This window comes from Bifidobacterium catenulatum DSM 16992 = JCM 1194 = LMG 11043 (assembly GCF_001025195.1).
Classification (GTDB): Bacteria; Actinomycetota; Actinomycetes; order Actinomycetales; family Bifidobacteriaceae; genus Bifidobacterium; species Bifidobacterium catenulatum.
The window spans coordinates 1,585,027-1,610,827 of sequence record NZ_AP012325.1 but is presented as its reverse complement, the minus strand read 5'-3'; the positions used below and the strand labels follow the sequence as shown (position 1 = coordinate 1,610,827).

Here is a 25,801-nt window from a genome sequence, read left to right as displayed (position 1 = left end):
ACGCAACGAAAGTTAAGGAGCGATAAGCATGGCTGCCACCAGCGCAACCGAAACCCCGAAGTCGCCATATTCCGTATTGTTCTCCATTCCGGGAACCAAAGCGTTCTGCGCTTCCGGAGCTTTGGCGCGACTGCCGATGTCGATGATGGGCCTCGGCATTATTCTCGCACTCAACCACCTGTACGACAATTGGACGATCGCAGGCGTGATGAGCGCCGCATATGTGCTCGCCACCGCAGCGGTCACGCCACTGTACGCGCGACTGTTCGACCGATTCGGCCAGCGTAAGGTCGGTTCGATGGTGCTTGTCGTGCAAATCATCACCATGCTTGGTTTCGCATTCGCCGCACTGGTGCGCGTGCCGATTCCATTGCTGTTCATGCTGGCCGTGGTGATGGGTCTTACGCAATTCTCGTTCGGCGCGCTCGTGCGTACCCGCTGGACGTACGTGCTCGACCGCACCGGCAACGGCGAACTATTGAACACCGCATACGCCATGGAATCCGCCATTGACGAAATCGTATTCATTTTCGGACCGATTCTCGCAGCGTTCCTTGCAGCTTCTGTGCACCCTGTTTCGCAGTTGTTCGTGCCAACGATTGCCTGCGCCCTTGGCGGTACCATTTTCTTCACATTGAAAGACACGCAGCCGCCGGTCGTGCATGAAGTCAAGGTCGTTTCGGCCTCTTTAGACGATGCCGATGTGCGATTGACTATCGATGGCGATGCCAGCAATACCGGCGATTCAGGTTCCGCACTGCGCAACAGGCTGACCATTGCGCAATTGAAGACGAGTGGTAATCGCAAGAAACGCAGCATTTTCACTTATGCTGGCGTGATTCCGTTGCTGCTGGTTTTCATCATATTCAACATGAGTTTCACCGCATTCGACACGTCCATGACAGCCGTCATGAAATCGTTGCATCTTGATTCCGTGCTCGGCGTGCAGCTGGCGATGCTAGCGGTCGGTTCGTGTATGGGCGCGCTGGTTTTCGGAACGCTTGAGCTCAAAGGATCCCGTTGGCGTTACATGATCATGTTCCTTGCGGCGATCACAGCCGGCTTCTTTGTAATTCACCTGTGCCAAGGCAATCTGATCGTAATAGGCATTGTGGAAATTCTCACCGGTCTGGCTGTTTCGCCGGTGTTCGCATCGGGCAACCTCGTGATGAAAGAAACCGTTCCTGAAGAGTCGTTGACCGAAGGCCTTTCCTGGGTGAGCACTGCGGGAACTGTCGGCGCATCATTCGGCTCGATGATCACCGGTATCATACTGGATCACGCCACACCCGACGTGAGCCTTATGCTGCCGTGGATTTTCGTGCTCGCCTCGATCCCGTTCGCCCTGATCGGCTGGGTGATCACGCGTCGAAATGTTTTACAGCATTCATAGATGATCTGTGATTCATAGATACTATGTGGATTAAGCATTCCAGAAATTGCCCGAAAATGATCGTGAGGATTATGTTCGGGCAATTGTATTCTATTGTTGGATTCGTTGGAATCATAGAAAGCTGTTACAGATGGATGCAGCCAGAACGCCTGAAGGAGTTGCAATGATCAAGGTTTCTGTAGTTGGCGCCAAAGGGCGCATGGGTTCCCACGTGGTTGACGCTGTGAACAACGCGGACGACACCGAACTGGCGCTCGCGCTTGACGCTGGCGACGACCTGAGCCAAATTACCCCCGAAAATACTGACGTGGTGGTGGAGTTCACCGTGCCGAGCGTGTCTCTTGACAATGTGCGCGCACTCGTGGCGCAAGGTGTTGACGTGGTGGTGGGCACCACCGGTTGGACCGAAGAGAAGCTCGATCAGGTGCGTGCCGCGCTCGCTGCCGCGCCTCGCGAGGGCCAGAGCGTGTTCATAGCGCCGAATTTCGCTATTTCCGCCGTGCTTGCCGACTATTTCGCCAAGGTTGCGGCTCCGTACTTCGAATCCGCCGAAGTGATTGAACTGCACCACCCGAACAAGGTGGATGCTCCGTCCGGCACCGCATTCCATACCGCGCAGGGTATTGCCGCAGCTCGTAAGGCAGCGGGTCTTGGCCCTGTTCCGGATGCCACCGAAACCGATGGTGGTTCCCGTGGCCAAGTGGTTGACGGCATTCATGTGCACGCCGTGCGTCTGCGTGGCCTCAATGCCCATGAGGAAGCCCTGTTTGGTAACGACGGCGAGCAGCTGACCATTCGCGCCGACAGCTTCGACCGCATCTCCTTCATGCCGGGCGTGCTGCTGGCCGTTCGCAAGGTCTCCACTGGTGCATACCCGGGTGTGACCGTCGGCCTCGACAACTTCCTCGACCTGTAAATCCTTACAGTTGAACGGTAAATGGTCCCCAAGCCGCTGATGTTGGCTTATTTCAGGCATCGGCGATTTGGGGATTATTCATATCGTCGTACCTACCTACGTAATAAAGCTGTGCGCTGACTCTTGGCAATTAGCTCAAGTGCTGGTATACAGTGTGACTGTCCGAATCGAAACGAATGCAATATGGAAACCGGTGAAACATGCAGGCTCTGATTGCCATCATCGTCGCATTGGCTGTGACGGTAGCCGTTTTGTGGTTCTTTTTCGCGCCGCGCAAAGCGTTCCGCGCCCGTGCTGACAACGGCGTGCAAGAGGCGGTCGTCGAAGTCAAAGGCGGGTACAGTCCGGCAGTCATCGAAGCCGAGGCTGGTTTGCCTTTGCGGTTGATCTTCGATCGAAAAGAAGACGGCGAATGCTCGTCGCACGTAGTGTTCTCCGATTTCGGCGTCGATCTTGCATTACCTCCTTTCCGTACAACGACGTTGACGATTCATCCTGATAGGCCGGGGGAGTACGGTTTTGCGTGCGGTATGAACATGCTGCATGGCACGTTGCGTGTGTTGCCGGGAAAACATCATGCTGCAATGCAGGACGAGCATTCAGCGTCGGAAGAAAATCCGAATAATGCAGAATCTCATGTTCCTATGCAATCGCAACAGACTGCTGTTGATGAAACATCGTATGAATCCGTTGATACTTCTTCTGATTTTTCTTCTGTTTCTGCTGGTTCTTCAGATGATTTTTCCGCATCTCGTGAAATGCGAGCATTGGTTACGCGGCTTATTGTGTCTGCCATCGTTACGATTCCGGTATTCGCTTCTACGATGTTGATGCTGTATCCGATGCCGAATTGGGCGCAGTTCATACTGATGCTGCCGGTGATGTGCTATGCCGCATTACCGATTTTTCGTAGCGGTTTCGCTGCGATCATTCACCGCTCTCCGGAAATGAACGCATTGGTCAGTTTGGGTACGGTATTCGCGTTTGCCTACTCGTGTGTGGTCACGTTTGTGCCTCAGATTCTGCCTGAGAATGCTCGAGAACCGTATTTTGAAGCGGTTGGTGTGGTCATCACGCTGATGCTGGTCGGGCAATTGCTTGAAGCGCGCGCTCGCGTCGGTACGGGAGAAGCCATGCGTGCATTGGCGAAACTGCAGCCGAAAACCGCTCGCGTGGTGCGTAATGAAATCGAAGAGGAAATTCCGGTCGATCAGGTGTTGGTCGGAGATATTATTGCGATTCGTCCGGGCGAACAACTTCCCGTTGACGGCACGGTTATTTCCGGTTCATCGTCTGTCGACGAATCCATGATCACCGGCGAATCCATGCCGGTGCTGAAGCAGGCTGGCGGCAATGTGACCGGTGCCACGATCAACGGTACCGGATCGTTGCGGTATCGTGCCACAAAAGTCGGCAAAGACACGGTGCTCGCGCAGATCATTGGATTGGTGCAATCCGCGCAAAGTTCCAAAGCTCCGGTACAGCGCCTGGCGGATAAGATTTCCGGTATTTTCGTGCCGATTGTGGTGCTGATCGCCGTGTGGTCGTGCGCATTGTGGTTTGCGTTTGGGCCGGAACCGCGCGTGGTGCATGCGCTGGTGGCGGCGGTTTCGGTGCTTCTGATTGCATGCCCGTGCGCATTGGGTCTTGCCACACCGCTTTCCGTAACGGTTTCGACCGGTCGCGCCGCGCAAATGGGTGTGCTGATTCGTTCCGCCGAAGCATTGGAGACGTGCGGCAAAATCAATGCTGTCGTGCTTGACAAAACAGGTACGATCACCGCTGGTAAACCGTCGTTGACCGACGTGCTTCCGCTTGGAAAATGGCGTGAAATGCCAGATGATTTGCTGGCGATCACAGCCAGTGCCGAACGGGATTCCGAACATCCTCTTGCCGCCGCGATCGTTGCTGAAGCGCAAGAAAAGCATCTTACGTTAGGCGAGGCAACGCAATTCCGTGCGATTTCCGGGCAGGGAGTCACTGCGCACGTCGCGTCACATAGTATCGCTGTTGGCAATACCGATCTGATCGACGATCTTGACGTGGCCATGCCGAGCGTCGGCAACGAGGATCTCGATGACATCATCGAGACTATGGAACGGCTGTCGGCGGAAGGGAAAACGCCGATGCTTGCAGCGGTCGACGGCGAGCTTGCGGGAATCGTGGCCGTTGCCGACACGGTAAAACCCGATTCGCAACAGGCCATCGCAGCTTTGAAATCGCATGGCGTCAACGTGGTGATGCTCACCGGAGACAACGAAACAACGGCACATGCCGTGGCAAATCAAGTTGGCGTCAGCAACGTGATCGCTGGAGTGCGACCGGAAAACAAGGCGGATGAAATCGCAAAACTGCAGGCGCAAGGCTATACGGTGGCCATGGTGGGCGACGGTATCAACGATGCTCCTGCGCTTGCCCGTGCGAATGTGGGATTCGCCATTGGAACGGGCACGGATGTGGCGATCCAGTCCGCGGACGTGACATTGATGAACGGCTCTCTGATGGGTTTGGTGCATGCGCTTGATCTGACCCATGCCACCATGCGCAATATCGCGCAGAATCTTGGATTCGCTCTTGGCTACAACAGCATCGGCATTTCCATTGCGGCGGGCGTGCTCTACCCGTTCACCGGCATGATGCTCAATCCGATGATCGCGGGCGCTGCCATGGCGTTCTCGTCGCTGTGCGTGGTGACGAATGCGAGCCGACTGCGCCTGTTCGATCCAGACAAGGCGGTGCGTGCCGCAAACAGGACGTATCAGGTTCGCCAGCCGAACCCGAACGATAATAATCACAACAACCATAGTCAGAAAGGATTCATCATGGGACTGTTCAGCGATCACAAGGCCAAGAAGGAAGGTATGCACGAGGGCATGGAAGGCATGGGCGGCGCGCACTCCTGCTGCGGCCACACTGCCGGCGCCGACCAGAGCGTGCTCGCCAAGGATCCGGTCTGCGGCATGAGCGTCGATCCGGCCGCCGCTGCGGCTACCCGCGAGTACAACGGCACCACCTACTACTTCTGCAACCCGGGCTGCGCCGCCAAGTTCGAACAGAACCCCACCCAATACCTTGCCTGAGTTTGTTCTGGTGGCCGTACTTTTCCCTCTTGGTGACCGCACTGTTTTGGAGTGTCATGCGGTCAGGAAATCAAAATCGTGCGATATTCCGAAATCGTGCGGTCACCAGATCAAAATCGTGAAGTCATTTGGCGTGAATCCACCTGAGTATGCGGCTAAGCGTACCGATTCTTCCACTTGCTGGGGGATTTTGGTCTCGGGGAGGTAGTTCATATTGCGACATGGTCACGAACTCGGACGCTTCGGCGTCCGTGGCGGGAAGTACCGTTGGTACCATGACTGACGGTACTATGCATCTTCTTGATCCTGCTCCTTTCGGACGTATTCTTCCGGCCATGGTCACCCCCATGAAGGCCGATGGTTCCGTTGATTTTGAGGCCGCACAGAAGCTTGCGAAGCAGCTTGTTGCCGATGGTGCTGATGGCCTTGTGGTCAATGGCACCACGGGCGAGTCTCCCACCACCCACATGGAGGAGAAGGTCGAGCTGGTACAAGCGGTCAAGGAGGTCGTGGACGTGCCGGTCATCTCCGGCGCGGGTTCCAATGATACCGCCCACACTGTGCGCATGGTGGAGCAGACTCAGGAGGCGGGCGCCGATGCGGTGCTTGTGGTCGCTCCGTACTATTCGCGCCCGTCGCAGGAAGGCGTGTTCTGTCACTACAAGGCGGTCAATGATTCCGCCGACAAGCCGATTATCGTTTACGATGTGCCTGGCCGTACCGGTTTGCACATTCAGTTGGAAACCTACCGCCGTTTGGCTGAACTTGATCATGTCAAGGCGGTCAAGGACGCTACTGGAGATATCGCGGGTGCCGTGCGTAAGCGTATGGAAACCGGTTTAACTTGGTATTCGGGCGATGACGGTCTGTTCCTGCCGTTCCTCTCGGTTGGCGCGGTCGGCATTATTTCCGTGATCGCGCATGTCGCATCCGGTCCGATGCGTGATTTGGCTGCTGCGTTCGATAGTGGCGACATTCATGAGGCGCAGCGCATTGCCGTGCAGCTTGCCCCGCTGGTCGAAGCGATGAATGGCAACGGTTTCCAAGCTGTTATGGCGAAGGCGTCGTTGAAGGTGCGTGGCGTTCTCGATTCCACGACGATGCGTTTGCCAAACGTCGGTCCGGGCGAAGCTGAGATTAAGCGCGCGGAGGATGGCATGCGCGCTTCCGGCTTGCTGTGATTGTGATTATTGCGATGATTGCCGTACCTGCGGTAGCGATGTTTACGGCACTGATTTGCAATGGTGATTACGGCAAGCATTGCGACTACCGGTTTGCCGTAATGCGGCAAACTTACTGAATTCCTCGTTTCCGCACAGGCGGAGACAATTAGTAATAGAAATCCAACTAGGAAATGGCTATAGAAGAAACCAAAACAGTAACTACGCACAAGCGCGGCAGCAAAGCTGCCAAGCGCACTGAAAATACCCAGACCGCGGATGTGAAATCTGCGAAGTCTGTAAGCTCCGAGAAGGCCAACAAGGCCGAAACGACTTCCAAGAGGACGAAGTCTTCTGGTCGTGGCGGTTCCCGCGGCAATGGTAGTGGCTCCTCCAAGGGTGCGAAGAACGTCAAGAAAGCGAAAGGCACCAAGCCTTCTAGGAACTCCAAGAGTGCTAATGCGGCAAGCTCTTCTGCCGGCAACCGTCGTAATTCCCGTCTTGCCCCGCAGACTACCGCACCCCAGCAGGATGACGTGTTGATCGCTCCGCCGAAGTACCGCAAGGGTTCCATGCGCATCGTGCCCCTTGGCGGTCTTGGTGAAATCGGCCGTAACATGAACGTGGTCGAATACAACGGCCATCTGCTGCTCATCGACTGCGGTGTGCTTTTCCCTGAAGAGGAGCAGCCGGGCGTTGATTTGATCCTGCCTGACTTCCATTACATCAAGGATCGTCTCGACAAGGTCGATGCTCTGGTGCTCACCCACGGCCACGAGGATCATATCGGTGGCGTGCCGTATCTGCTGAAGCTTCGTCCTGATATTCCGCTGATCGGTTCCAAGCTCACGTTGGCTTTCGTTGAAGCCAAGTGCAAGGAGCATCGCATCAATCCGCGACTGGTTGAGGTCAAGGGACGCGACAAGCTGAAGGTCGGTCCGTTCAATCTTGAGTTTGTGAACGTCACGCATTCCATTCCGGACGCTTTGGCTGTGTTCGTGCAGACTCCGGCCGGAAGCCTCATCGATACCGGCGATATCAAGCTCGATCAGCTGCCGCTCGACCATCGCATCACCGATTTGGTGGAGTTCGGCAAGCTTGGTGAAAAGGGCGTGGATCTGCTGATGATGGATTCCACCAACGCTGAGGTTCCAGGCTTCGTCAAGCCGGAAACCACCATTGGTCCAGCGCTTGATCAGGCATTCGCCCAGGCCACGCGCAAGATCATTGTGGCCAGCTTCTCCAGCCATGTGCACCGCGTGCAGCAGGTTGTTGACGCCGCTCACAAGTATGGCCGCAAGGTGGTGTTCGTGGGCCGTTCCATGGTTCGCAACATGTCCATTGCTGCGGATTTGGGCTACTTAAGGCTTCCTGAAGACACGGTCATCGACCTGAAGAAGGCTCATGACGTGCAAGACGACAAGCTCGTCTACATGTGCACTGGTTCCCAAGGCGAACCGATGGCCGCACTTGGCCGCATCGCCGACGGCAACCATCGCGACATCACCATCAACGAATTCGACACGGTCATTCTTGCGAGCTCCCTGATTCCAGGCAACGAGCATGGCGTGTACAAGATCATCAACAAGCTGGTGCAGCTTGGCGCCCGCGTGGTCAATCGAGACAATGCCGCCGTGCATGTGTCCGGCCACTGCAATGAGGGTGAACTGCTGTACATGTACAACATCGTCAAGCCGAAGTGCGCCATGCCGATTCATGGTGAGAACCGCCATTTGGTGGCGAACGGCATGATTGCAGTTAAGACGGGTGTCGATCCGCAGAATGTGGTGCTCGCTGAAGATGGCGACGTGGTCGATTTGTACCACGGCCAGGCTGCTGTTGTCGGTTCCGTGCCATGCGGTTACGTGTACGTTGACGGCGATTCCGTTGGCGAACTTACCGAGGAAGAGCTTGAGAAGCGTCGTATTCTAGGCACGGAAGGTTTCGTGTCGAGCTTCGTCGTTGTCGATACGGAAACCGCTGACGTTGTCGCAGGTCCGAAGATCTATCTCAACGCGGTTGCCGAAGACGAAAGCGAATTCGACAAGGTCCGTCATCAGATCGTCGAGCAATTGCAGGATGCGATGATGACTGGTACGCGCGATACGTACAAGCTTCAGCAGATCATGCGTCGTACGTTGGGTAGCTGGGTCGCACGTCAGCTGCATCGCAAGCCGATGATCGTTCCGGTCGTTGCCGATATTGCGCAGGATGTTGACGAGGCGATGGGATTGAACGCAGCGCAATGATGAATCGACAGATAGTCAATATTTTTCGCAATATCGCTGATTTCGGCGAAATTAATATTGAAATAATATTGAAATATCGACAGATCGTCAATAATTGTTGATTACATAATCAAAAGAAGGACGGCGTAACCGGCACAATCGGTTGCGCCGTCTCCTATTCCACAAATAGGAATTTCCCAATAAAAAGGAGTGACATGCCAGGAGCAAATCTCACCCGAATCGAAGCGGAAGAACGTAAAAGCGTTATCGCAGCACCGGTTCATTACACGGTCAAACTTGACCTGACCCGTGGAGCCAAAAATTTCGGTTCTGAAACCACCATCACGTTCGACGCTGAGCCGGGGGCTACCAGCTTCCTCGACCTGATCGCCACCGAAGTGAGCGAAATCGTGCTCAACGGCGCAACTCTCGATCCGGCCGAAGCGTTCGCCGACAGCCGTATCGAACTGAAGAACCTCGAAGCGCACAACGAAGTGACCGTCAAGGCGCTGTGCCAGTATTCCAACACCGGTGAAGGCTTGCACCGCAGCGTCGACCCGTCCGACGGCAACATCTATCTGTACTCCCAGTTCGAAGTGCCGGATGCCCGTCGCGTGTACGCCGTGTTCGACCAGCCTGACATCAAGGCCGTGTTCGACTTCTCCGTGCTTGCGGCCAAGTCATGGATCGTCACCTCCAACATGCCTGCCGCATCCGTGACCGACAACGAAACCGTTACCGAAGAAGGCACGCTCGGCACGCACGAAGCCGAAACCACCAAACTGTGGGTGTTCGAATCCACGCCGACCATGAGCTCCTATCTCACCGCCATCTGCGCAGGTCCATACGCCGAATGGCATACCGAATACGCCAACGAAGACGGCCGCACCGTGCCGATGGCCATGTACTGCCGTCAGGCGCTCGCCGAAGCGTTCGCCAAGGATGTCGACTACCTGTTCGACATCACCAAGAAGGGCTTTGCCTTCTATGCGAAGACTTGGGGCGTGCCGTATCCGTACGCCAAGTACGACCAGATTTACGTGCCGGAATACAATGCCGGCGCTATGGAGAACATTGGCATGGTCACTATCCGCGACCAGTACGTGTTCGAATCGAAGGTCACCGACGCGTATGCCGAGCGCCGTGTCGTCACCGTGCTGCACGAGCTTGCACACATGTGGTTCGGCGATTACGTGACCATGAAGTGGTGGAACGACCTGTGGCTTAACGAGTCTTTCGCTGAGTTCACATCCACCCTTGCCACTGCCGAAGCCACGGAATGGAAGGACGCTTGGGCCACGTTCAGCTCCGGCGAGAAGAGCTGGGCACTGCGCCAGGATCAGCTGAGCACCACCCACCCGATCGTCGCGCCGATCAACGATCTGAACGACACGTATGTCAATTTCGACGGCATCACCTATGCCAAGGGTGCTTCCGTGCTGAAGCAGCTCGTGTTCTATGTGGGTCGTGAGAAGTTCTTCAAGGGCATCAACAACTATTTGGACAAGCATGCGTACTCCAACGCTACGCTCGCCGATCTGCTGGCTGAACTCGAGTTGACGTCCGGCCGCGATCTCAAGGCGTGGAGCGCCCAGTGGCTTGAACAGTCCGGCATCAACACCATCGCTACCGAAGTTGAGGAAAACGAGGATGGTACGATTCGGCAGCTTGCGTTGCGCCAGTCCGCTTCGGCTGAACATCCGGTGCTGCGTGCACATCGTCTGGCTGTCGGCTTCTACAATGAGGATCCGGAGACCGGCAAGATCGTGCGTACCGACCAGTTCGAACTTGATGTTGACGGCGAACTGACGATTGTCGAAGCGGCTGCCGGCAAGGCACGTCCGGCGCTGATTTTGGTGAATGACGACGATTTGACATACACGAAGCTGCGCTTCGATGAGAAGAGCCTCAAGTTCGCTGCAGAGAACCTGTATCGTTTCGACGATGCGCTGGCTCGTTCCGTGATTTGGCTTGCATTCTGGGATATGACTCGTGACGGCGAATTGCCGGCAAAGCAGTTCATCGAAACCTCTTTGGCTGCGCTCGCCACGGAACATGAGTCCACCACGTTCCGTTACGCTTTGGCGCAGGTCAGCACCACCGCATGGCATTACACCGCTCCGGCCGACCGTGCCGAAGTGGTGGAGCATGTGGCTGCCGAACTGTTCAAGCTAGCTCAGGCTGCCGAAGCCGGTTCCGACGAGCAGTTCCAGCTGATCACCGCTTACTTGGGTTATGGTGAGCCGGGCGATGCTGCGTTCGAAGCGAATGCGAAGGGTCTGCTCGATGGTTCCGTGAAGCTTGACGGCTTGGAGATTGACAATAATTTCCGTTGGACCATCATCAACGCGTTGAGCACGATCAACGCCATTGGCCAGAGCGACATCGACGCGGAACTTGCCAAGCGCGAAACCACTGAGAACCGTGAGTTCGCATTGGGTGCACGTGCGGTCGCAGGCATTGCGGAAGCCAAGGAATGGGCTTGGAACGAGGCTTTGCACAACGACGAGCTGACCAACATGCAGTTGGAATCCGTGGCCCGCGGCTTCGCATCCACTCCACGTGCCGACTTGGCTGAACCGTATGCGGCCAAGTATTTCGAGGTTGCTGACTGGATTTGGAAGAACAAGACCTTCCACATGGCTGAGGCTCTGCTGGAAGGCCTGTACCCGAGCTATGCCGATCCGGCCACGCTGGTGGATCTCGGTGATGCTTGGCTGGCTTCACATGCGGACGCCGACAACGCGTTGCAGCGCATTGTGCGCGGCAATGTTGAATCGTCGCATCGCACGCTCAAGGTGCGCGATTTCAACGCGTCCCTCTGATGCCGTTCCTGACACCACTACAGTAGTTGTTTTTGGTAGCTACTTTTGGTAACTGCATCTGATATCACTCTGTGATATTGCATCACAAGCCCGGACTGACGGCGTGACTTATCTCGCTGCCAGTCCGGGCTTGTTTGCTTCCAGACAAGCCATCCCGAACAAAAGCCGGTCCCATAACGGTTATGGACAGTGGGTCTTTCGGGCCCATAATGGCCCAGTCGGTCGGAATCGGAGGATGGGAGTGAGATTGCAAGAAACTTGAGATTGTGGAAATCTCACGACATTGCATACTGCGGTTTGCCTGACATCGCATACTGTGATTTGCAGGTATCGCAACATGCTGTCGACTATTTCGTTGAATGGTGAACCCGTTGAGTACGATGGTACACGGCAATATAACTTGAGATAGCGAGGACTTGAGACTCATGCCACGTATGTTCGGAACAGACGGTGTTCGAGGATTGGCGAATAGGGCTTTGACCGCACAGCTTGCGTTGGATTTGGGCGATGCTGCGGTGCGCGTGCTTGGCGATGACGGAGACAAAAGCGAATTCGACGGTCGTCGCCGTGCACTGGTCGGCCGCGATACTCGCGTTTCCGGCGATTTTCTTGCAGCGGCACTGTCTGCAGGCATGTCCGCAGGCGGATTTGACGTGATCGACGCGGGCATTATTCCAACTCCGGGTGTCGCATACCTGACTTCCGTGCTGAATGTGGAAATGGGTGCCGTGATTTCCGCATCCCATAATCCCATGCCCGACAACGGCATCAAATTCTTCGCACGTGGCGGTTTCAAACTGCCTGATACCAAAGAAGACGAAATCGAAAGTGTGCTCGGCCAGGATTGGGAACGTCCGACCGGTGCCGGTGTGGGCCGTATCAGCCACGACACGGCAACCGCAACCAACCTGTATATCGACCATCTGGTGTCCACCATCGCCCCCATTGGGCCTGACAAGTCCCAGCCGACACCGCTGAAAGGACTGAAAGTCGTGGCCGACTGCGCCAACGGCGCCACCTCCGTGGTCGCGCCGGAAGCGTTGCGCCGCGCCGGTGCAGACGTGATCGTGATCAACGCTTCGCCAGACGGCTACAACATCAACAAGAACGCCGGATCCACACACCCCGAACAGCTGCAGGCCATGGTCAAGGCCTCCGGAGCCGATCTGGGTGTGGCCTTCGACGGTGACGCCGACCGTTGCCTCGCCGTAGATGAAGACGGCACCATGGTCAACGGCGATCAAATCATGGGCATTCTTGCGCGTGCCAAGAAGAATGCGGGCAAGCTCAACCACGACACCCTCGTGGTAACCGTGATGAGCAACCTCGGCCTGAAACTCGCCCTGCGTTCCATGGGCATCAAAACCGTGCAAACCGGCGTGGGTGACCGTTACGTGCTTGAGGAAATGCTGCGCGGTGACTATTCGCTCGGCGGCGAACAGTCCGGACACGTGATCAACCGCGAATTCGCCACCACCGGCGACGGCACCCTCACCGCATTGACCCTATGCAACGAAGTGGTCAACTCCGGCAAAAGCCTCAAAGAACTCGCATCCGACTTCCCACAACTGCCGCAAACCCTCATCAACGTGCCGAACGTCGACAAGCTCGCGGCCAAAACTAATGCCAAAGTGCAGGCGGCCGTCGAACACGAAGAGAAAATGCTCGGCGACACCGGCCGCGTGCTATTGCGACCATCCGGCACCGAACCGCTCGTGCGCGTCATGGCCGAAGCGGAAACCCAACAGCAGGCTGACGAGGTCTGCGACCGTCTTGCCAAAGTCGTAGCCGAAGAACTTGCCCTGTAACCAAACTGCCGATACACATCATTCGGCAATCCAAAATCCCGAACCAATATGCGAAGGAAACCTATGTTTGGACGCAACTCGAAAGTCAACCTCGAACTCAACCGCGAGGTTGAAAAACTCATTAAAACTGGCGGCAAGGAACAACTGCTCCCCATCGTGCAGGCAGGCGAACCGGTACTACGTCAGCAGACCGCAGCCTACGAAGGCCAGCTGAGCCGCAAAACGCTCGACAAACTCATCGAGACCATGCGCGTCACCATGATCGAAGCGCCGGGCGTAGGCCTTGCCGCAACCCAGATCGGTCTTGGACTGGCCCTCGCCGTGGTGGAAGACCATGTGCGTGACGACGATGACGATGATCCGCGTGAAGCGGCTGAATTCCCGTTCCATGTCATCATCAACCCCAGCTATGAGCCGATCGGCACCGAAACCCGAAGCTTCTACGAAGGCTGCCTGAGTTTCGACGGCTATCAGGCGGTACGCAAACGCTGGCTCGACATTACAGCCCGCTGGCAAGATGAAGACGGCAAACAGCACGAGGAGCATCTGCACGGCTGGCCGGCCCGCATCTTCCAGCACGAAACTGACCATTTAAGCGGTGAACTGTATATCGACAAGGCGGAAATCCGCAGCCTCGCCACCAACGAGAATCTTGAGGATTTCTGGTGCGACGATCCGGTTCCTAACGAAGCCGCAGCCGAACTCGGATTCGAACTGTAAACCAGGGGGTAAGCGCCGCTGTAAGCGCATAATGTGCGGCAAAGGCGTTGTGGAATCCAATCAACACGGGATCCGGTTGTTACGAATCCGATCGTTGCGGAAATCCGTGAATACCCAGCAGGGGGAGAGGCCTACGAGCCTCTCCCTTTTTTGTCATACCATCATTCTTTCGTCATGCCATCGTTCGTATATCCCGTGCGATGTGCGCACGTATCGCATTCCCCACGGCACACGCACGTATGTAGGTAACCATGTTTGCATTTCGCAAGATTATTTTTCACAGCGTTATATCGCGTGATATTTTCAGCACCATCTGCGTCATCATCATGGCGAAACGATTTCGTACGTGACGTCGTACTACGTGCGCAACGTGCATGGACACAGTCAAGCATGGTATTTTTTGTGAACATAATCGTTTTTTGCAACATTAATTTCTTTTCTGTATTGAATTTAGCGGAATAAACGAATTAAAGATACGCTTTCGAATCTTGAAAAAAGGAGATTGCGCTATCCGAGAAGCAGTATGTTTTTCATGGGCGTCGACGTGTACTGCGCCCCCTCTCGGCTACCATGCAAAGTATGAACGAAGCAAAGACGGGCCGTTCCTGGCTTACTGAAGCCAAGCAAGACATCAACCAATGGTTGGCATCGATGCCGAAAAACGCCGACAACCAGCTTATCGACTGGCAGTGGGTCGCATCCCTCGACTTGGAACACGGCATTGGAGCCGCGCAAAGCCAAAACATTGACCTGATTGCCGTATTGAACGCCGCCGATACCGCGCTTTTGCCGACTCCGGAGACAACGGATTCCATGCAGGATTCGGTATTATCCGTCCAGCAGCTGCATAATCTGCTGAAAAAGGATCTGGCGGTACGCGACCGTCTCGAATCCATCATCGCGCAATGTAACACCGCTTTCATGACGGATTTCGACCGTTTGATCGCTTCTTACCGTTTGCCTCGTGCGCTCGCATATGCGAACCGTCGGTTGTGCGACGAAATCGCCATGTTGCGTCGAATTGGCGTTGCGATGGGCTTGTGGACCATTGCCGAAGAACGCCGGGGACGGGTGACGGTTCCCGTGCTGCAGCCTGTTGCTGGAGCGGACAACCGTGTGAACCTCGACAATATTCAGGATCGCACCGCACAGATCGTCAATGGCCGTGCCGAACGTCGTGCCGCAGAACGTGAACAGAAGCGTGCCAGCGATTACGCCATGTCGCGCGCGAACTTGAGCGGGGTGACGAGTCCGGGAAGTTCGCGCGTGTTCGATTATGGGGCCCTTGACTCTACTGGCAAGGGTTCAAGCGGTTCTTTTGGCTCTTTTGGAAGTTCCGCTGACTCGGCGGAGGACGCGCAGGCTCGACGTTTGGCGGATTACAAAAAGTCGGATTGGCGTGACGCCTACCTCCCTGGACGTGACCTCGACACGGTGATGGGCATTGATATTGAAACCACAGGCACGGATCCGGCCCGTGTGTACATCATCGACGCCGGGTTCGAATTCATGAATATGATCTCGCCACGTCCGGCCGGCGAGCCCTCGGGCTACTGCTACGAACAGGGCTATTACGAGGCTGGCGACGCGTACGGCCAGGCGCGTCTTTCCTTCGGAGTTCCTGCACAGAACGCACTGCTCGGCAATCCTCTGATTCTCGACCTTACCGGTATTGACGTGCGCGATCGTGCCGGCATGGACTTTCGTTTGTTTGACGAATGGCCCGAAGCACAGGTCGGATTGCTGCAACGGCTTGAACAGCAGCCGTACGTTGCACACAACGCCCGGTTCGAGCACAGCTTTTTCATGTTGAACGTTGCCGGATATGCGGAAAGCTATCGTGCTGGCAATATTACGATCATCGACACGTTGCCGATGAGCCGTCGTTGGGATGAGGGGTCGATTCCCGATGATGAGCATCCGTATGGCAATAACACGTTGGATGCGTATGCCAAACGTCAGGGCGCGTTGGACGCTTCCCAAAATGAACGGCATCTTGGCTTGGAAGATACGCATATCATGCTGGTCGCTATGAAACATCATCTTGGTGTGCTGCATGCCGAGGGTCGCGGGCCTTGGAGCGCAGCCGGAAGACCAGGCAATGGCGGTAAACGGTGCGGCAAGCGTTGGTGGGCGTAGGCGGAGTGTCTCGCAAATGGTGAGGCAAGACGCAAGCTGGATGGCATAACGCAAGCTGGATGGGTGAATTGACGCTGCTGAATGTGTGCCAAGCGTAGTCGTGTTGTTTTCCCTCTGGATGTTTTGACTGCTGGCCGTCTTGTATTTGTTCTTTAGCCGCGCGCATTCACTCACCGTGGTTACGACACGCCCGGGTGTTGGTTTGTGGTGGGGTTTTTCCGGCGGTCTTGTGCCGTGCGGTGGCGTTCGCCGCCCGTTTTCCCGTGTTTTCGACACGCCGGTGGATGCGTTGTCTTCCAAGGGTTCGCGGGGTGTCCGTGAGGGGCCGGGTTGCGTGATTGCCGGGGTTCGTGTAAATTAACTCTTCGCTGCCGCTCAGCGAGTGGTTCCCCGGTCGGGGTTCCGTAAGGTGGGTGAGTGGTGGTGGTTTGAGAACTCAAGAGCGTATTTGTACTACTTCTTTATAGTCAATGATTGCCAGTCCATCGTCCGCTTCTCCCGTGTGGGGGAGTGGCCGGGAGGCCTTTGAAGGACGGTGGGGTTTTCGTGCGATGCGCCTTTCCTTATAAGGCGATCGTCAATTTTCTTATTTTTTGAGAGTCACATGTTGGTTCTCTTCATGAAATTTTTTTGTGGAGGGTTCGATTCTGGCTCAGGATGAACGCTGGCGGCGTGCTTAACACATGCAAGTCGAACGGGATCCAGGCAGCTTGCTGCCTGGTGAGAGTGGCGAACGGGTGAGTAATGCGTGACCGACCTGCCCCATACACCGGAATAGCTCCTGGAAACGGGTGGTAATGCCGGATGCTCCGACTCCTCGCATGGGGTGTCGGGAAAGATTTCATCGGTATGGGATGGGGTCGCGTCCTATCAGGTAGTCGGCGGGGTAACGGCCCACCGAGCCTACGACGGGTAGCCGGCCTGAGAGGGCGACCGGCCACATTGGGACTGAGATACGGCCCAGACTCCTACGGGAGGCAGCAGTGGGGAATATTGCACAATGGGCGCAAGCCTGATGCAGCGACGCCGCGTGCGGGATGACGGCCTTCGGGTTGTAAACCGCTTTTGATCGGGAGCAAGCCTTCGGGTGAGTGTACCTTTCGAATAAGCACCGGCTAACTACGTGCCAGCAGCCGCGGTAATACGTAGGGTGCAAGCGTTATCCGGAATTATTGGGCGTAAAGGGCTCGTAGGCGGTTCGTCGCGTCCGGTGTGAAAGTCCATCGCTTAACGGTGGATCTGCGCCGGGTACGGGCGGGCTGGAGTGCGGTAGGGGAGACTGGAATTCCCGGTGTAACGGTGGAATGTGTAGATATCGGGAAGAACACCAATGGCGAAGGCAGGTCTCTGGGCCGTTACTGACGCTGAGGAGCGAAAGCGTGGGGAGCGAACAGGATTAGATACCCTGGTAGTCCACGCCGTAAACGGTGGATGCTGGATGTGGGGCCCGTTCCACGGGTTCCGTGTCGGAGCTAACGCGTTAAGCATCCCGCCTGGGGAGTACGGCCGCAAGGCTAAAACTCAAAGAAATTGACGGGGGCCCGCACAAGCGGCGGAGCATGCGGATTAATTCGATGCAACGCGAAGAACCTTACCTGGGCTTGACATGTTCCCGACAGCCGTAGAGATACGGTCTCCCTTCGGGGCGGGTTCACAGGTGGTGCATGGTCGTCGTCAGCTCGTGTCGTGAGATGTTGGGTTAAGTCCCGCAACGAGCGCAACCCTCGCCCTGTGTTGCCAGCACGTCATGGTGGGAACTCACGGGGGACCGCCGGGGTCAACTCGGAGGAAGGTGGGGATGACGTCAGATCATCATGCCCCTTACGTCCAGGGCTTCACGCATGCTACAATGGCCGGTACAACGGGATGCGACATGGCGACATGGAGCGGATCCCTGAAAACCGGTCTCAGTTCGGATTGGAGTCTGCAACCCGACTCCATGAAGGCGGAGTCGCTAGTAATCGCGGATCAGCAACGCCGCGGTGAATGCGTTCCCGGGCCTTGTACACACCGCCCGTCAAGTCATGAAAGTGGGTAGCACCCGAAGCCGGTGGCCTAACCCCTTGTGGGATGGAGCCGTCTAAGGTGAGACTCGTGATTGGGACTAAGTCGTAACAAGGTAGCCGTACCGGAAGGTGCGGCTGGATCACCTCCTTTCTACGGAGTTTTCAGGACGCCGGTCTGGCGTCCGTCGTGTGGCCCACATGCCGGGAACGGTTCCCGGAGTGGTGTGGGCGTGCTGGTGTGGAAGAGATCGTTGGCTTCGCGGGTTCTTTTGGGGGCCTGCGGGCAGTGGTATGGGTATGCTTTTGGGTTCCCGGACCGCCACCCGCGACTTGGTCGCGTGCGGTTTTCCGGATGTCCCCTTGGGGCGGTCGGCCGGCCGGTGTGCCGTGTCCGGATCGTTTCTTGGGTGCGTGGTGGTTTGAGAACTGGATAGTGGACGCGAGCAATGCGATGATTTTGATGTCATCGTTTGCTTTATCGCGATTTCGCCAGGCTCTATTTTTTGGAGTCTGGTTTCGAGATCGATCGTTTTGTGATCATTTTTTACAGTGTGATGATTTGTCGTCTGGCGTAGAAAAGCTATCATTAGGTTTTTTCGGGGCGTGTGCCGCCCTGAAGGGCGTATGGTGGATGCCTTGGCAGACAGTACCGATGAAGGACGTTTGAGGATGCGATAAGCCTCGGGGAGCCTCCAACATGGCTTCGATCCGAGGATTTCCGAATGGGGCAACCCGCCGGCCGTCATGGGCCGGCACGGAACCTTGTTGTTCCGGGGGTACGCAGGGAAGTGAAACATCTCAGTACCTGCAGGAAGGGATACTCCGTGAGTAGTGGCGAGCGAAAGCGGATCAGACCAAACCATGGGCGCGTGATACCCGTCGGGGGTTGCGTCCGTGGTGTTGCGGGAGCGTGTGTCCCGGTTCCGACGGACCGGGCGGGAGTCATAAAACGGCTTGCCAGGGGAACAGGCTTGAAGGCCTGGCCGCAGAGGGTGCCAGCCCCGTACCTGGAAGCTTGCCGTCTTCCGATCATGTGTCCCAAGTAGCGCGGGCCTCGTGGAATCCCGTGTGAATCGGCCCCGACCGTGGGGTAAGTCTAAGCATACCTGTCTGACCGATAGCGTACCAGTACCGTGAGGGAAAGGTGAAAAGCACCCCGGGAGGGGAGTGAAAGAGTTCCTGAAACCGTGCGCCTACAATCCGTCGGAGCCTCCTCAAGTGGGGTGACGGCGTGCCTATCGAAAAATGAGTCTGCGAGTCAGTGGTGCGTGGCGAGGCTAACCCGTCGTGGGGGAGCCGTAGCGAAGGCGAGTCTCAAAAGGCGTTTTGAGTCGCGTGCCCTGGACCCGAAGCGGGATGATCTAGCCCTGGGCAGGTTGAAGCGCGGGTAAGACCGCGTGGAGGACCGAACCCACCTGGGTTGAAAACCGGGGGGATGACCTGGGGCTAGGGGTGAAAGGCCAATCAAATTCCGTGATAGCTGGTTCTCTCCGAAATGCATTTAGGTGCAGCGTCGGTTGATTGCATCGCGGGGGTAGAGCTACTGGATGCTTGCGGGCCCGTATGGGGTACCAACAGCAGCCAAACTCCGAATACCGTTGATGTGTATTCCGGCAGTGAGTCGGCGGGGGATAAGCTCCGTCGTCGAGAGGGAGACAGCCCAGATCGTCGTCTAAGGTCCCGAAGCGTGTGCTAAGTGGGAAAGGATGTGGAGTCGCATAGACAGCCAGGAGGTTGGCTCAGAAGCAGCCATCCTTGAAAGAGTGCGTAACAGCTCACTGGTCTAGTGGTTCCGCGCCGACAATGTAGCGGGGCTCAAGCACACCACCGAAGACGCGGCAACAGTTTTTTGCTGTTGGGTAGGAGAGCGTCCCCCGAGGGGCGAAGCGGCCGCGCAAGCGCGCCGTGGACTTCGGGGGAGTGAGAATGCAGACATGAGTAGCGAGAGACGGGTGAGGATCCCGTCCGCTGGATGACCAAGGGTTCCGGGGCCACGTTCGTCGTCCCCGGGTGAGTCGGGTCCTAAGGCGAGGCCGACAGGCGTAGTCGAATGGATGAACGGGTGGATATTCCCGTACCGGCAGCGAACCGCAAGAGCCGAACGGATGAGTACTAACCTCCGGTCGCGTGGCGTCGTTCCCTTCGGGGTTCGGGGCGCGCGATTGTTGGGAATGTAGTCCTGGTAGGTTAGCGCACAGGGGTGACACGGAATGGGAGCCGGCCGCGGAGGTGGTTTTCCGTGGTCAAGCACGCAGCCCGTCCCATAGGCAAATCCGTGGGACATGCAGGGTGAGGTGCGATGATGGGCGCCTTTCAGGCGCGATATCCGGTGGTCCAGGCCGTCGAGAAAAGCCTCGGCGCGAGGGGCGTTGCCGCCCGTACCCCAAACCGACACTGGTGGTCAGGTAGAGAATACCAAGGCGATCGAGCGAATCCTGGTCAAGGAACTCGGCAAATCACTCCCGTGCCTTCGGTATAAGGGAGACCCCTGATGGTGATGGAACTTGCTTCCGGAGCTTTCGGGGGTGGCACAGACCAGGGGGTAGCGACTGTTTACCAAAAACACAGGTGCATGCGAAGGCGCAAGCCGCTGTATATGCACTGACGCCTGCCCGGTGCCGGAAGGTTAAGAGGATCCGTCAGCCCTCGGGTGAAGCGGTGAATTCAAGCCCCGGTAAACGGCGGTGGTAACTATAACCATCCTAAGGTAGCGAAATTCCTTGTCGGGTAAGTTCCGACCTGCACGAATGGCGTAACGACTTCCCCACTGTCTCGACCAGGAGCTCGGCGAAATTGCAGTACGAGTAAAGATGCTCGTTAAGCGCAGAAGGACGAAAAGACCCCGGGACCTTTACTATACCTTGGTATTGGCGTTAGGCGCGGATTGTGTAGCATAGGCGGGAGGCTTCGAAGCGCGGGCGCCAGCCCGTGTGGAGCCGCAAGGTGAAATACCGCTCTGTTCTCGTTTGACGTCTCACCTCGAACAGTCATCCTGTTCAGGGACAGTGCCTGGCGGGTAGTTTAACTGGGGCGGTTGCCTCCCAAAGAGTAACGGAGGCGCTCAAAGGTCCGCTCAGCCCGGTTGGCAATCGGGTTTCGAGTGTAATCGCACAAGCGGGCTTGACTGCGAGAACGACGGTTCGGGCAGGGACGAAAGTCGGAGATAGTGATCCGGTGCCGGCGCACGGGCGCGGCATCGCTCAACGGATAAAAGGTACCCCGGGGATAACAGGCTGATCATTCCCAAGAGTCCATATCGACGGGATGGTTTGGCACCTCGATGTCGGCTCGTCGCATCCTGGGGCTGGAGCAGGTCCCAAGGGTTCGGCTGTTCGCCGATTAAAGCGGCACGCGAGCTGGGTTCAGAACGTCGTGAGACAGTTTGGTCTCTATCCTCTGCGCTCGTTGGAATCCTGAGGAGGCCTGCCCATAGTACGAGAGGACCTGGGTGGACGGACCTCTGGTATGCCGGTTGTCGCGCCAGCGGCATGGCCGGTTGGCTACGTTCGGGAGGGATAACCGCTGAAAGCATCTAAGCGGGAAGCCTGCTCCAAGATTAGGATTCCTTGGCACTTCGGTGTCTGTAGCCCGCATGTTGAACACGTGTTCGATAGGCCGGAGGTGGAAGTCCCGCGAGGGATGGAGCCGACCGGTACTAACGGGCGAACGCGGCACACTCTTTCCGATCCCCTGGTTGGGGATTGGGTCTCGTCCTGTGGTGGTTTTCTCGTTGGATGGCAAGGAACGCTGTTTCTTGTGGTCACGACGACGATACTGGTAAGGCGTTTGATTTGCTTGCGTCCGTTGTCCGGTTCCCGGACCGCCACGACCGGAATCGGTCGTGTGGCTGGTTCCGTTGCCGGCCGATCCCGGTTGGGGGTTGGCCGTTTAGAGTGGTTTTGCGGTGGTCATGGCCCAGGTGAGACGCCCGGTCCCTTTCCGAACCCGGAAGCTAAGGCCTGGCACGGCGATGGTACTGCACTCGAGAGGGTGTGGGAGAGTAGCGCGCCGCCGCATTCACATGTTGGGGGTTCCCGTCGAGCGTAACGCTCCGGGAACCCCCTTTTTTTGTTTGTTGTGCCGGCCCGCCGGCCGAAGCACGTTGCCCGGGGGTTCCCGTCGGGCCTTTCCCGTTCCCGGTCGGCTCGGTCTGTTTCGGGCTTCCAAAGGGAATTTTTGTTATTCCACAAAGACTTCTGGTGAACAGATATTTTTTCGGAACGTGCTTTTGACACGGTATATGATACGGTTTTCTGAATACGGTTTGTGGAACGGAATCGGTAAGGATGGTAACGATGTTCCTGAACATCGATCAGCAGCTTGCACGATGTGAACGAGTTATTCGGCAACGTGTCCGCCCACATATTCATCGCACCATAGAGCCTCTCTCCATTGAAGCCTTTGACATTCCCGGAGAGCCTATGCCTGCGACAGATTTTTTCGTACATGAATCCAAAGGCGATGTGCCATTCCGACCGTTCGCTGTAGGTTCCGTATGGGGAACCACTTGGGGTACCACTTGGTTTCGGCTGAGAGGAAAACTGCCAATGGGATATCCGAAAAGCAAGCCCTTGGAACTGTCTATTGATTTAGGTTGGCTTGATCATTCGGTAGGTGGACATGTTGAAGGCATGGTCTATCGGTCAGATGGCACGGTTCTCAAAGCATTGCATCCGCGCAATCGTTGGGTGCCGTTCATTGATGCCGATGGAACGTGTCATATGGCAATCGGGAACGATGGCATGTTCACCGTGTATGTTGAAGCGGCCTGCAATCCGCTGATACTTGGTGTCACCACTTTCGATGAAACCGGGCTGGGGAATCATGCCACTGGAAAACCTGAGACGCAATATGTATTCCGAGCCGCTGAACTTACTGAATACGATGAACGCTTCGAAGAATACCACTTGGATTTAGATGCTATCCAAGGATTGATGAAAACTTTGCCGGATAAGGAATCCACACGCTATTACCAGCTAGCCAAGGCTTTGCAACGTTCTTTGAACATCTTTGATGAACAGCATCCGGATACCGTTGTCGAAGCACGTGAAGCGTTGTCTGAAGTGCTGTCTAAGCCGGCTAACGCTTCCGCTTTGCACGTCAGTGCGGTAGGACATGCTCATATCGATTCCGCATGGTTGTGGCCGGTGCGTGAGACCCGCCGCAAAGTGGCACGCACCGTATCGAATGTGCTCGCATTGATGGATAAGTATCCTGATTTCACATACGCGATGAGTTCGGCGCAACAGTACGCCTGGCTTGAACAGGACCATCCGGACCTATTCGTCCGCATGCTGCAACGTATTAAACAGGGACGGTTCATTCCCGTGGGCGGCATGTGGGTTGAGTCTGATGGCAATCTCCCAGCCGGAGAATCATTGATTCGCCAGATTGCCTATGGCAAACGGTATTTCCGTGAACATCTGGGAGTTGAACCACATGGCATCTGGTTGCCAGATAGTTTCGGTTATACGGGTGCATGGCCTCAGATCGCGCGAAGGGCCGGATACGACTGGTTTCTTACGCAGAAAATTTCATGGAACGATACTACTGAGTTTCCACACCATTCCTTCCAATGGGAGGGCATCGACGGTACGCGTATCCTTACGCATTTCCCGCCTTCTGATACTTATTCGGCTTGTGTAACTGCGGAAGAACTTATGTATACGGAACACAATTTCCGTGATAAGGATCTTTCCGATTGCGCCCTTATGTTGTTCGGTTATGGTGATGGCGGCGGCGGTCCCACGCGTGAGATGCTGGGCCGTCTGAAACGCTTTCATGATCTTGAGGGTTTACCTAAAGTCGAAACCAGTGGGCCTGACGAACTTTTCGATATGATACGCAAGCAGATTGTAGACGAGGCAGGTGAAGAAAGTCCAATATGGCATGGTGAGCTTTATCTGGAGCTGCATCGAGGCACGCTTACCTCCCAGCAAGAGATGAAGCGCGGATGTCGTAACGAGGAAACGTGGCTACGGGCGGTGGAGTATTTGTGCGCCGCCGCGGCCATTGCCGACTCATCCTACACGTATCCAACCGACGAACTTGACGATATTTGGAAAACGCTGCTGCTCAACCAGTTCCATGACATCCTTCCCGGCTCCGCAATCGCATGGGTGCATCGTGAAGCCCGTGCGGATTATGCGCGTGATATCAAACGACTTGAAATGATTGCTGATTCGGCATGTGCGGTACTGCGTTGCGCCAGACCGGACGCTCCTGTGCTGGAACGTGCGCGAATCGCAGAATATCGGGTCGATGGCAACGCATGGAGGGCGGTTCCCGCCGAACCTGTGGCTGGTACGCAAGTTTCGTTGACCCATACCGCTACAGGAGGTGTCATCCTGTCCAATGGTCTTGTCGAGACCGTCATCGAGCCTGACGGCACCGTTTCATCTTTGAAGGATGTTCAGGCTGGCCGTGAGCTCGTCCCCGATGGCATGAGGCTTGGCTCTTACGAATTGCTGAAAGACGAGCCGTCCGTTTGGGATGCTTGGGAGATTGAGCGCGATGCGTTTCTTCGTTATGAAACCTTGGCGAGTGGCTGCATCATTTCCACGGAAACAGGGGATGACGAGGCCTATGTGGTTGTGCGCACCAAATTTGGTCAGAGCCGTATCGACACTACGATAACGTTGCGTAGTGAAGCCAAACAGCTTGATTTTGCCGCTCACGTCGACTGGCACGAGCGGGAGCGTTTCCTCAAAGTCGGTTTTCCGTTGTCTGTTGTTGCGTCCATCGCGCAGTACGATTGCCAATATGGTCTGATTGAGCGGCCGATACATCGCAACACTCCTTCCGACGAAGCGAAATACGAAAGCTGCACGCGTCGTTTTGTACGTTTCAACGAGCCGGGCTATTCCGTAGCGATTGCCAACGGTTCCATATATGGTTCCGATGTGACGTCCATCGCCACAAATGGATCTACCGGTCGTGTGAACGGTACGATGTTCCGACTGTCGTTACTATCCTCACCGGTGTTTCCGGATCCAAAAGAGGATATCGGACCGCATGATTTTCAATGGTCCGTCATACTTGACGCGAGTCTGGCCCGTACTCTTCACGCAGCAGCGGAGCTTAATGCGCCGATAATTGGCAATGTTCCTGTATTCGATCCTTTAGTATCTTTGGAAACCGTGTCTGGCATGCCAATCATCGATTGGGTGAAATTGGCTGATGATGGTTCGGGAGATCTTGTAATACGACTGTATGAGGCCGCGGGAGGCCATGCCGAAGCCATGCTGCATCTGACAGAAGCGATTGGTGGCGGCCTGATAAGAGAAACCGATGTTATGGAAGGCGACGGATTGCCCGAGGATTTGCCGATTTGTCTCGAATCCCGCGAACCGGTGCCTGCCCAAGGCGCCCATATCCATCTCGCCCCGTTCCAGTTGGCCACGCTGCGTATCTCGCACTACTGACTCCGGTGTTTGACTCGATTCTGAGGCATCGAATGCGAAGCGATGATACGCAATGATCCATTCATCGGTTCCCGGAATGTTTACGATATTGTGGTGTCCGGT

At 56.1% G+C, this 25,801-nt stretch carries 10 protein-coding genes and 3 rRNA genes; all 13 read left to right on the top strand.

Annotated elements, in window-relative coordinates; translation table 11 throughout:
* The first annotated feature begins 28 nt into the window (after positions 1-28).
* The 13 genes from BBCT_RS06785 (at position 29) to BBCT_RS06725 (ending at position 25,699) form a co-directional block, all read left to right on the top strand.
* Positions 29-1,393: an MFS transporter gene (locus BBCT_RS06785; RefSeq protein ID WP_172620100.1), complete on the top strand. Its 1,365-nt coding sequence runs from the start codon at positions 29-31 to the stop codon at positions 1,391-1,393.
* A gap of 163 nt (positions 1,394-1,556) precedes the next feature.
* Positions 1,557-2,309 (top strand): 4-hydroxy-tetrahydrodipicolinate reductase, encoded by a 753-nt coding sequence (dapB, locus tag BBCT_RS06780; protein ID WP_003835383.1) that lies wholly within the window; start codon positions 1,557-1,559, stop codon positions 2,307-2,309.
* 200 nt (positions 2,310-2,509) lie between these two features.
* Positions 2,510-5,389, top strand: coding sequence for a heavy metal translocating P-type ATPase (locus tag BBCT_RS06775; protein WP_003835382.1), 2,880 nt, complete (start codon positions 2,510-2,512; stop codon positions 5,387-5,389).
* A 275-nt stretch (positions 5,390-5,664) separates the two neighbouring features.
* On the top strand, positions 5,665-6,570 hold the full coding sequence (gene dapA, locus BBCT_RS06770) for a 4-hydroxy-tetrahydrodipicolinate synthase (protein ID WP_033512825.1): 906 nt from the start codon (positions 5,665-5,667) through the stop codon (positions 6,568-6,570).
* A gap of 173 nt (positions 6,571-6,743) precedes the next feature.
* Complete coding sequence (locus BBCT_RS06765) at positions 6,744-8,798, top strand: ribonuclease J (protein ID WP_003835379.1); 2,055 nt, start codon at positions 6,744-6,746, stop codon at positions 8,796-8,798.
* Between the two features lie 194 nt (positions 8,799-8,992).
* Positions 8,993-11,602: an aminopeptidase N gene (gene pepN, locus BBCT_RS06760; protein ID WP_003835378.1), complete on the top strand. Its 2,610-nt coding sequence runs from the start codon at positions 8,993-8,995 to the stop codon at positions 11,600-11,602.
* A gap of 425 nt (positions 11,603-12,027) precedes the next feature.
* Positions 12,028-13,410 carry a phosphoglucosamine mutase gene (glmM, locus tag BBCT_RS06755; RefSeq protein ID WP_033501614.1) on the top strand — a complete coding sequence of 461 codons (1,383 nt, stop codon included), beginning with the start codon at positions 12,028-12,030 and terminating at the stop codon, positions 13,408-13,410.
* A 63-nt stretch (positions 13,411-13,473) separates the two neighbouring features.
* Complete coding sequence (locus BBCT_RS06750; RefSeq protein WP_003835375.1) at positions 13,474-14,130, top strand: peptide deformylase; 657 nt, start codon at positions 13,474-13,476, stop codon at positions 14,128-14,130.
* Between the two features lie 570 nt (positions 14,131-14,700).
* Entirely contained in the window at positions 14,701-16,269 is a 1,569-nt protein-coding gene (locus tag BBCT_RS06745; protein ID WP_003835373.1) for a hypothetical protein, read from the top strand.
* A 629-nt stretch (positions 16,270-16,898) separates the two neighbouring features.
* A 16S ribosomal RNA gene (locus BBCT_RS06740) occupies positions 16,899-18,426 on the top strand.
* A 453-nt stretch (positions 18,427-18,879) separates the two neighbouring features.
* Positions 18,880-21,953: ribosomal RNA gene (locus BBCT_RS06735) — 23S ribosomal RNA — on the top strand.
* 222 nt (positions 21,954-22,175) lie between these two features.
* A 5S ribosomal RNA gene (gene rrf / locus BBCT_RS06730) occupies positions 22,176-22,292 on the top strand.
* The 16S, 23S and 5S rRNA genes sit together here, the layout of an rRNA operon.
* 278 nt (positions 22,293-22,570) lie before the next feature.
* Positions 22,571-25,699: an alpha-mannosidase gene (locus BBCT_RS06725; protein ID WP_033512544.1), complete on the top strand. Its 3,129-nt coding sequence runs from the start codon at positions 22,571-22,573 to the stop codon at positions 25,697-25,699.
* Positions 25,700-25,801: the final 102 nt, after the last annotated feature.

What these genes read in the sequence shown, in the direction of transcription:
- BBCT_RS06785 (WP_172620100.1), top strand. Translation starts at nt 29, where the DNA reads ATGGCTGCCACCAGCGCAACCGAAACCCCGAAGTCGCCATATTCCGTA.
- BBCT_RS06775 (WP_003835382.1), top strand. Translation starts at nt 2,510, where the DNA reads ATGCAGGCTCTGATTGCCATCATCGTCGCATTGGCTGTGACGGTAGCC.
- dapB (WP_003835383.1), top strand. Translation starts at nt 1,557, where the DNA reads ATGATCAAGGTTTCTGTAGTTGGCGCCAAAGGGCGCATGGGTTCCCAC.
- BBCT_RS06725 (WP_033512544.1), top strand. Translation starts at nt 22,571, where the DNA reads ATGTTCCTGAACATCGATCAGCAGCTTGCACGATGTGAACGAGTTATT.
- BBCT_RS06750 (WP_003835375.1), top strand. Translation starts at nt 13,474, where the DNA reads ATGTTTGGACGCAACTCGAAAGTCAACCTCGAACTCAACCGCGAGGTT.
- glmM (WP_033501614.1), top strand. Translation starts at nt 12,028, where the DNA reads ATGCCACGTATGTTCGGAACAGACGGTGTTCGAGGATTGGCGAATAGG.
- dapA (WP_033512825.1), top strand. Translation starts at nt 5,665, where the DNA reads ATGACTGACGGTACTATGCATCTTCTTGATCCTGCTCCTTTCGGACGT.
- BBCT_RS06745 (WP_003835373.1), top strand. Translation starts at nt 14,701, where the DNA reads ATGCAAAGTATGAACGAAGCAAAGACGGGCCGTTCCTGGCTTACTGAA.
- BBCT_RS06765 (WP_003835379.1), top strand. Translation starts at nt 6,744, where the DNA reads ATGGCTATAGAAGAAACCAAAACAGTAACTACGCACAAGCGCGGCAGC.
- pepN (WP_003835378.1), top strand. Translation starts at nt 8,993, where the DNA reads ATGCCAGGAGCAAATCTCACCCGAATCGAAGCGGAAGAACGTAAAAGC.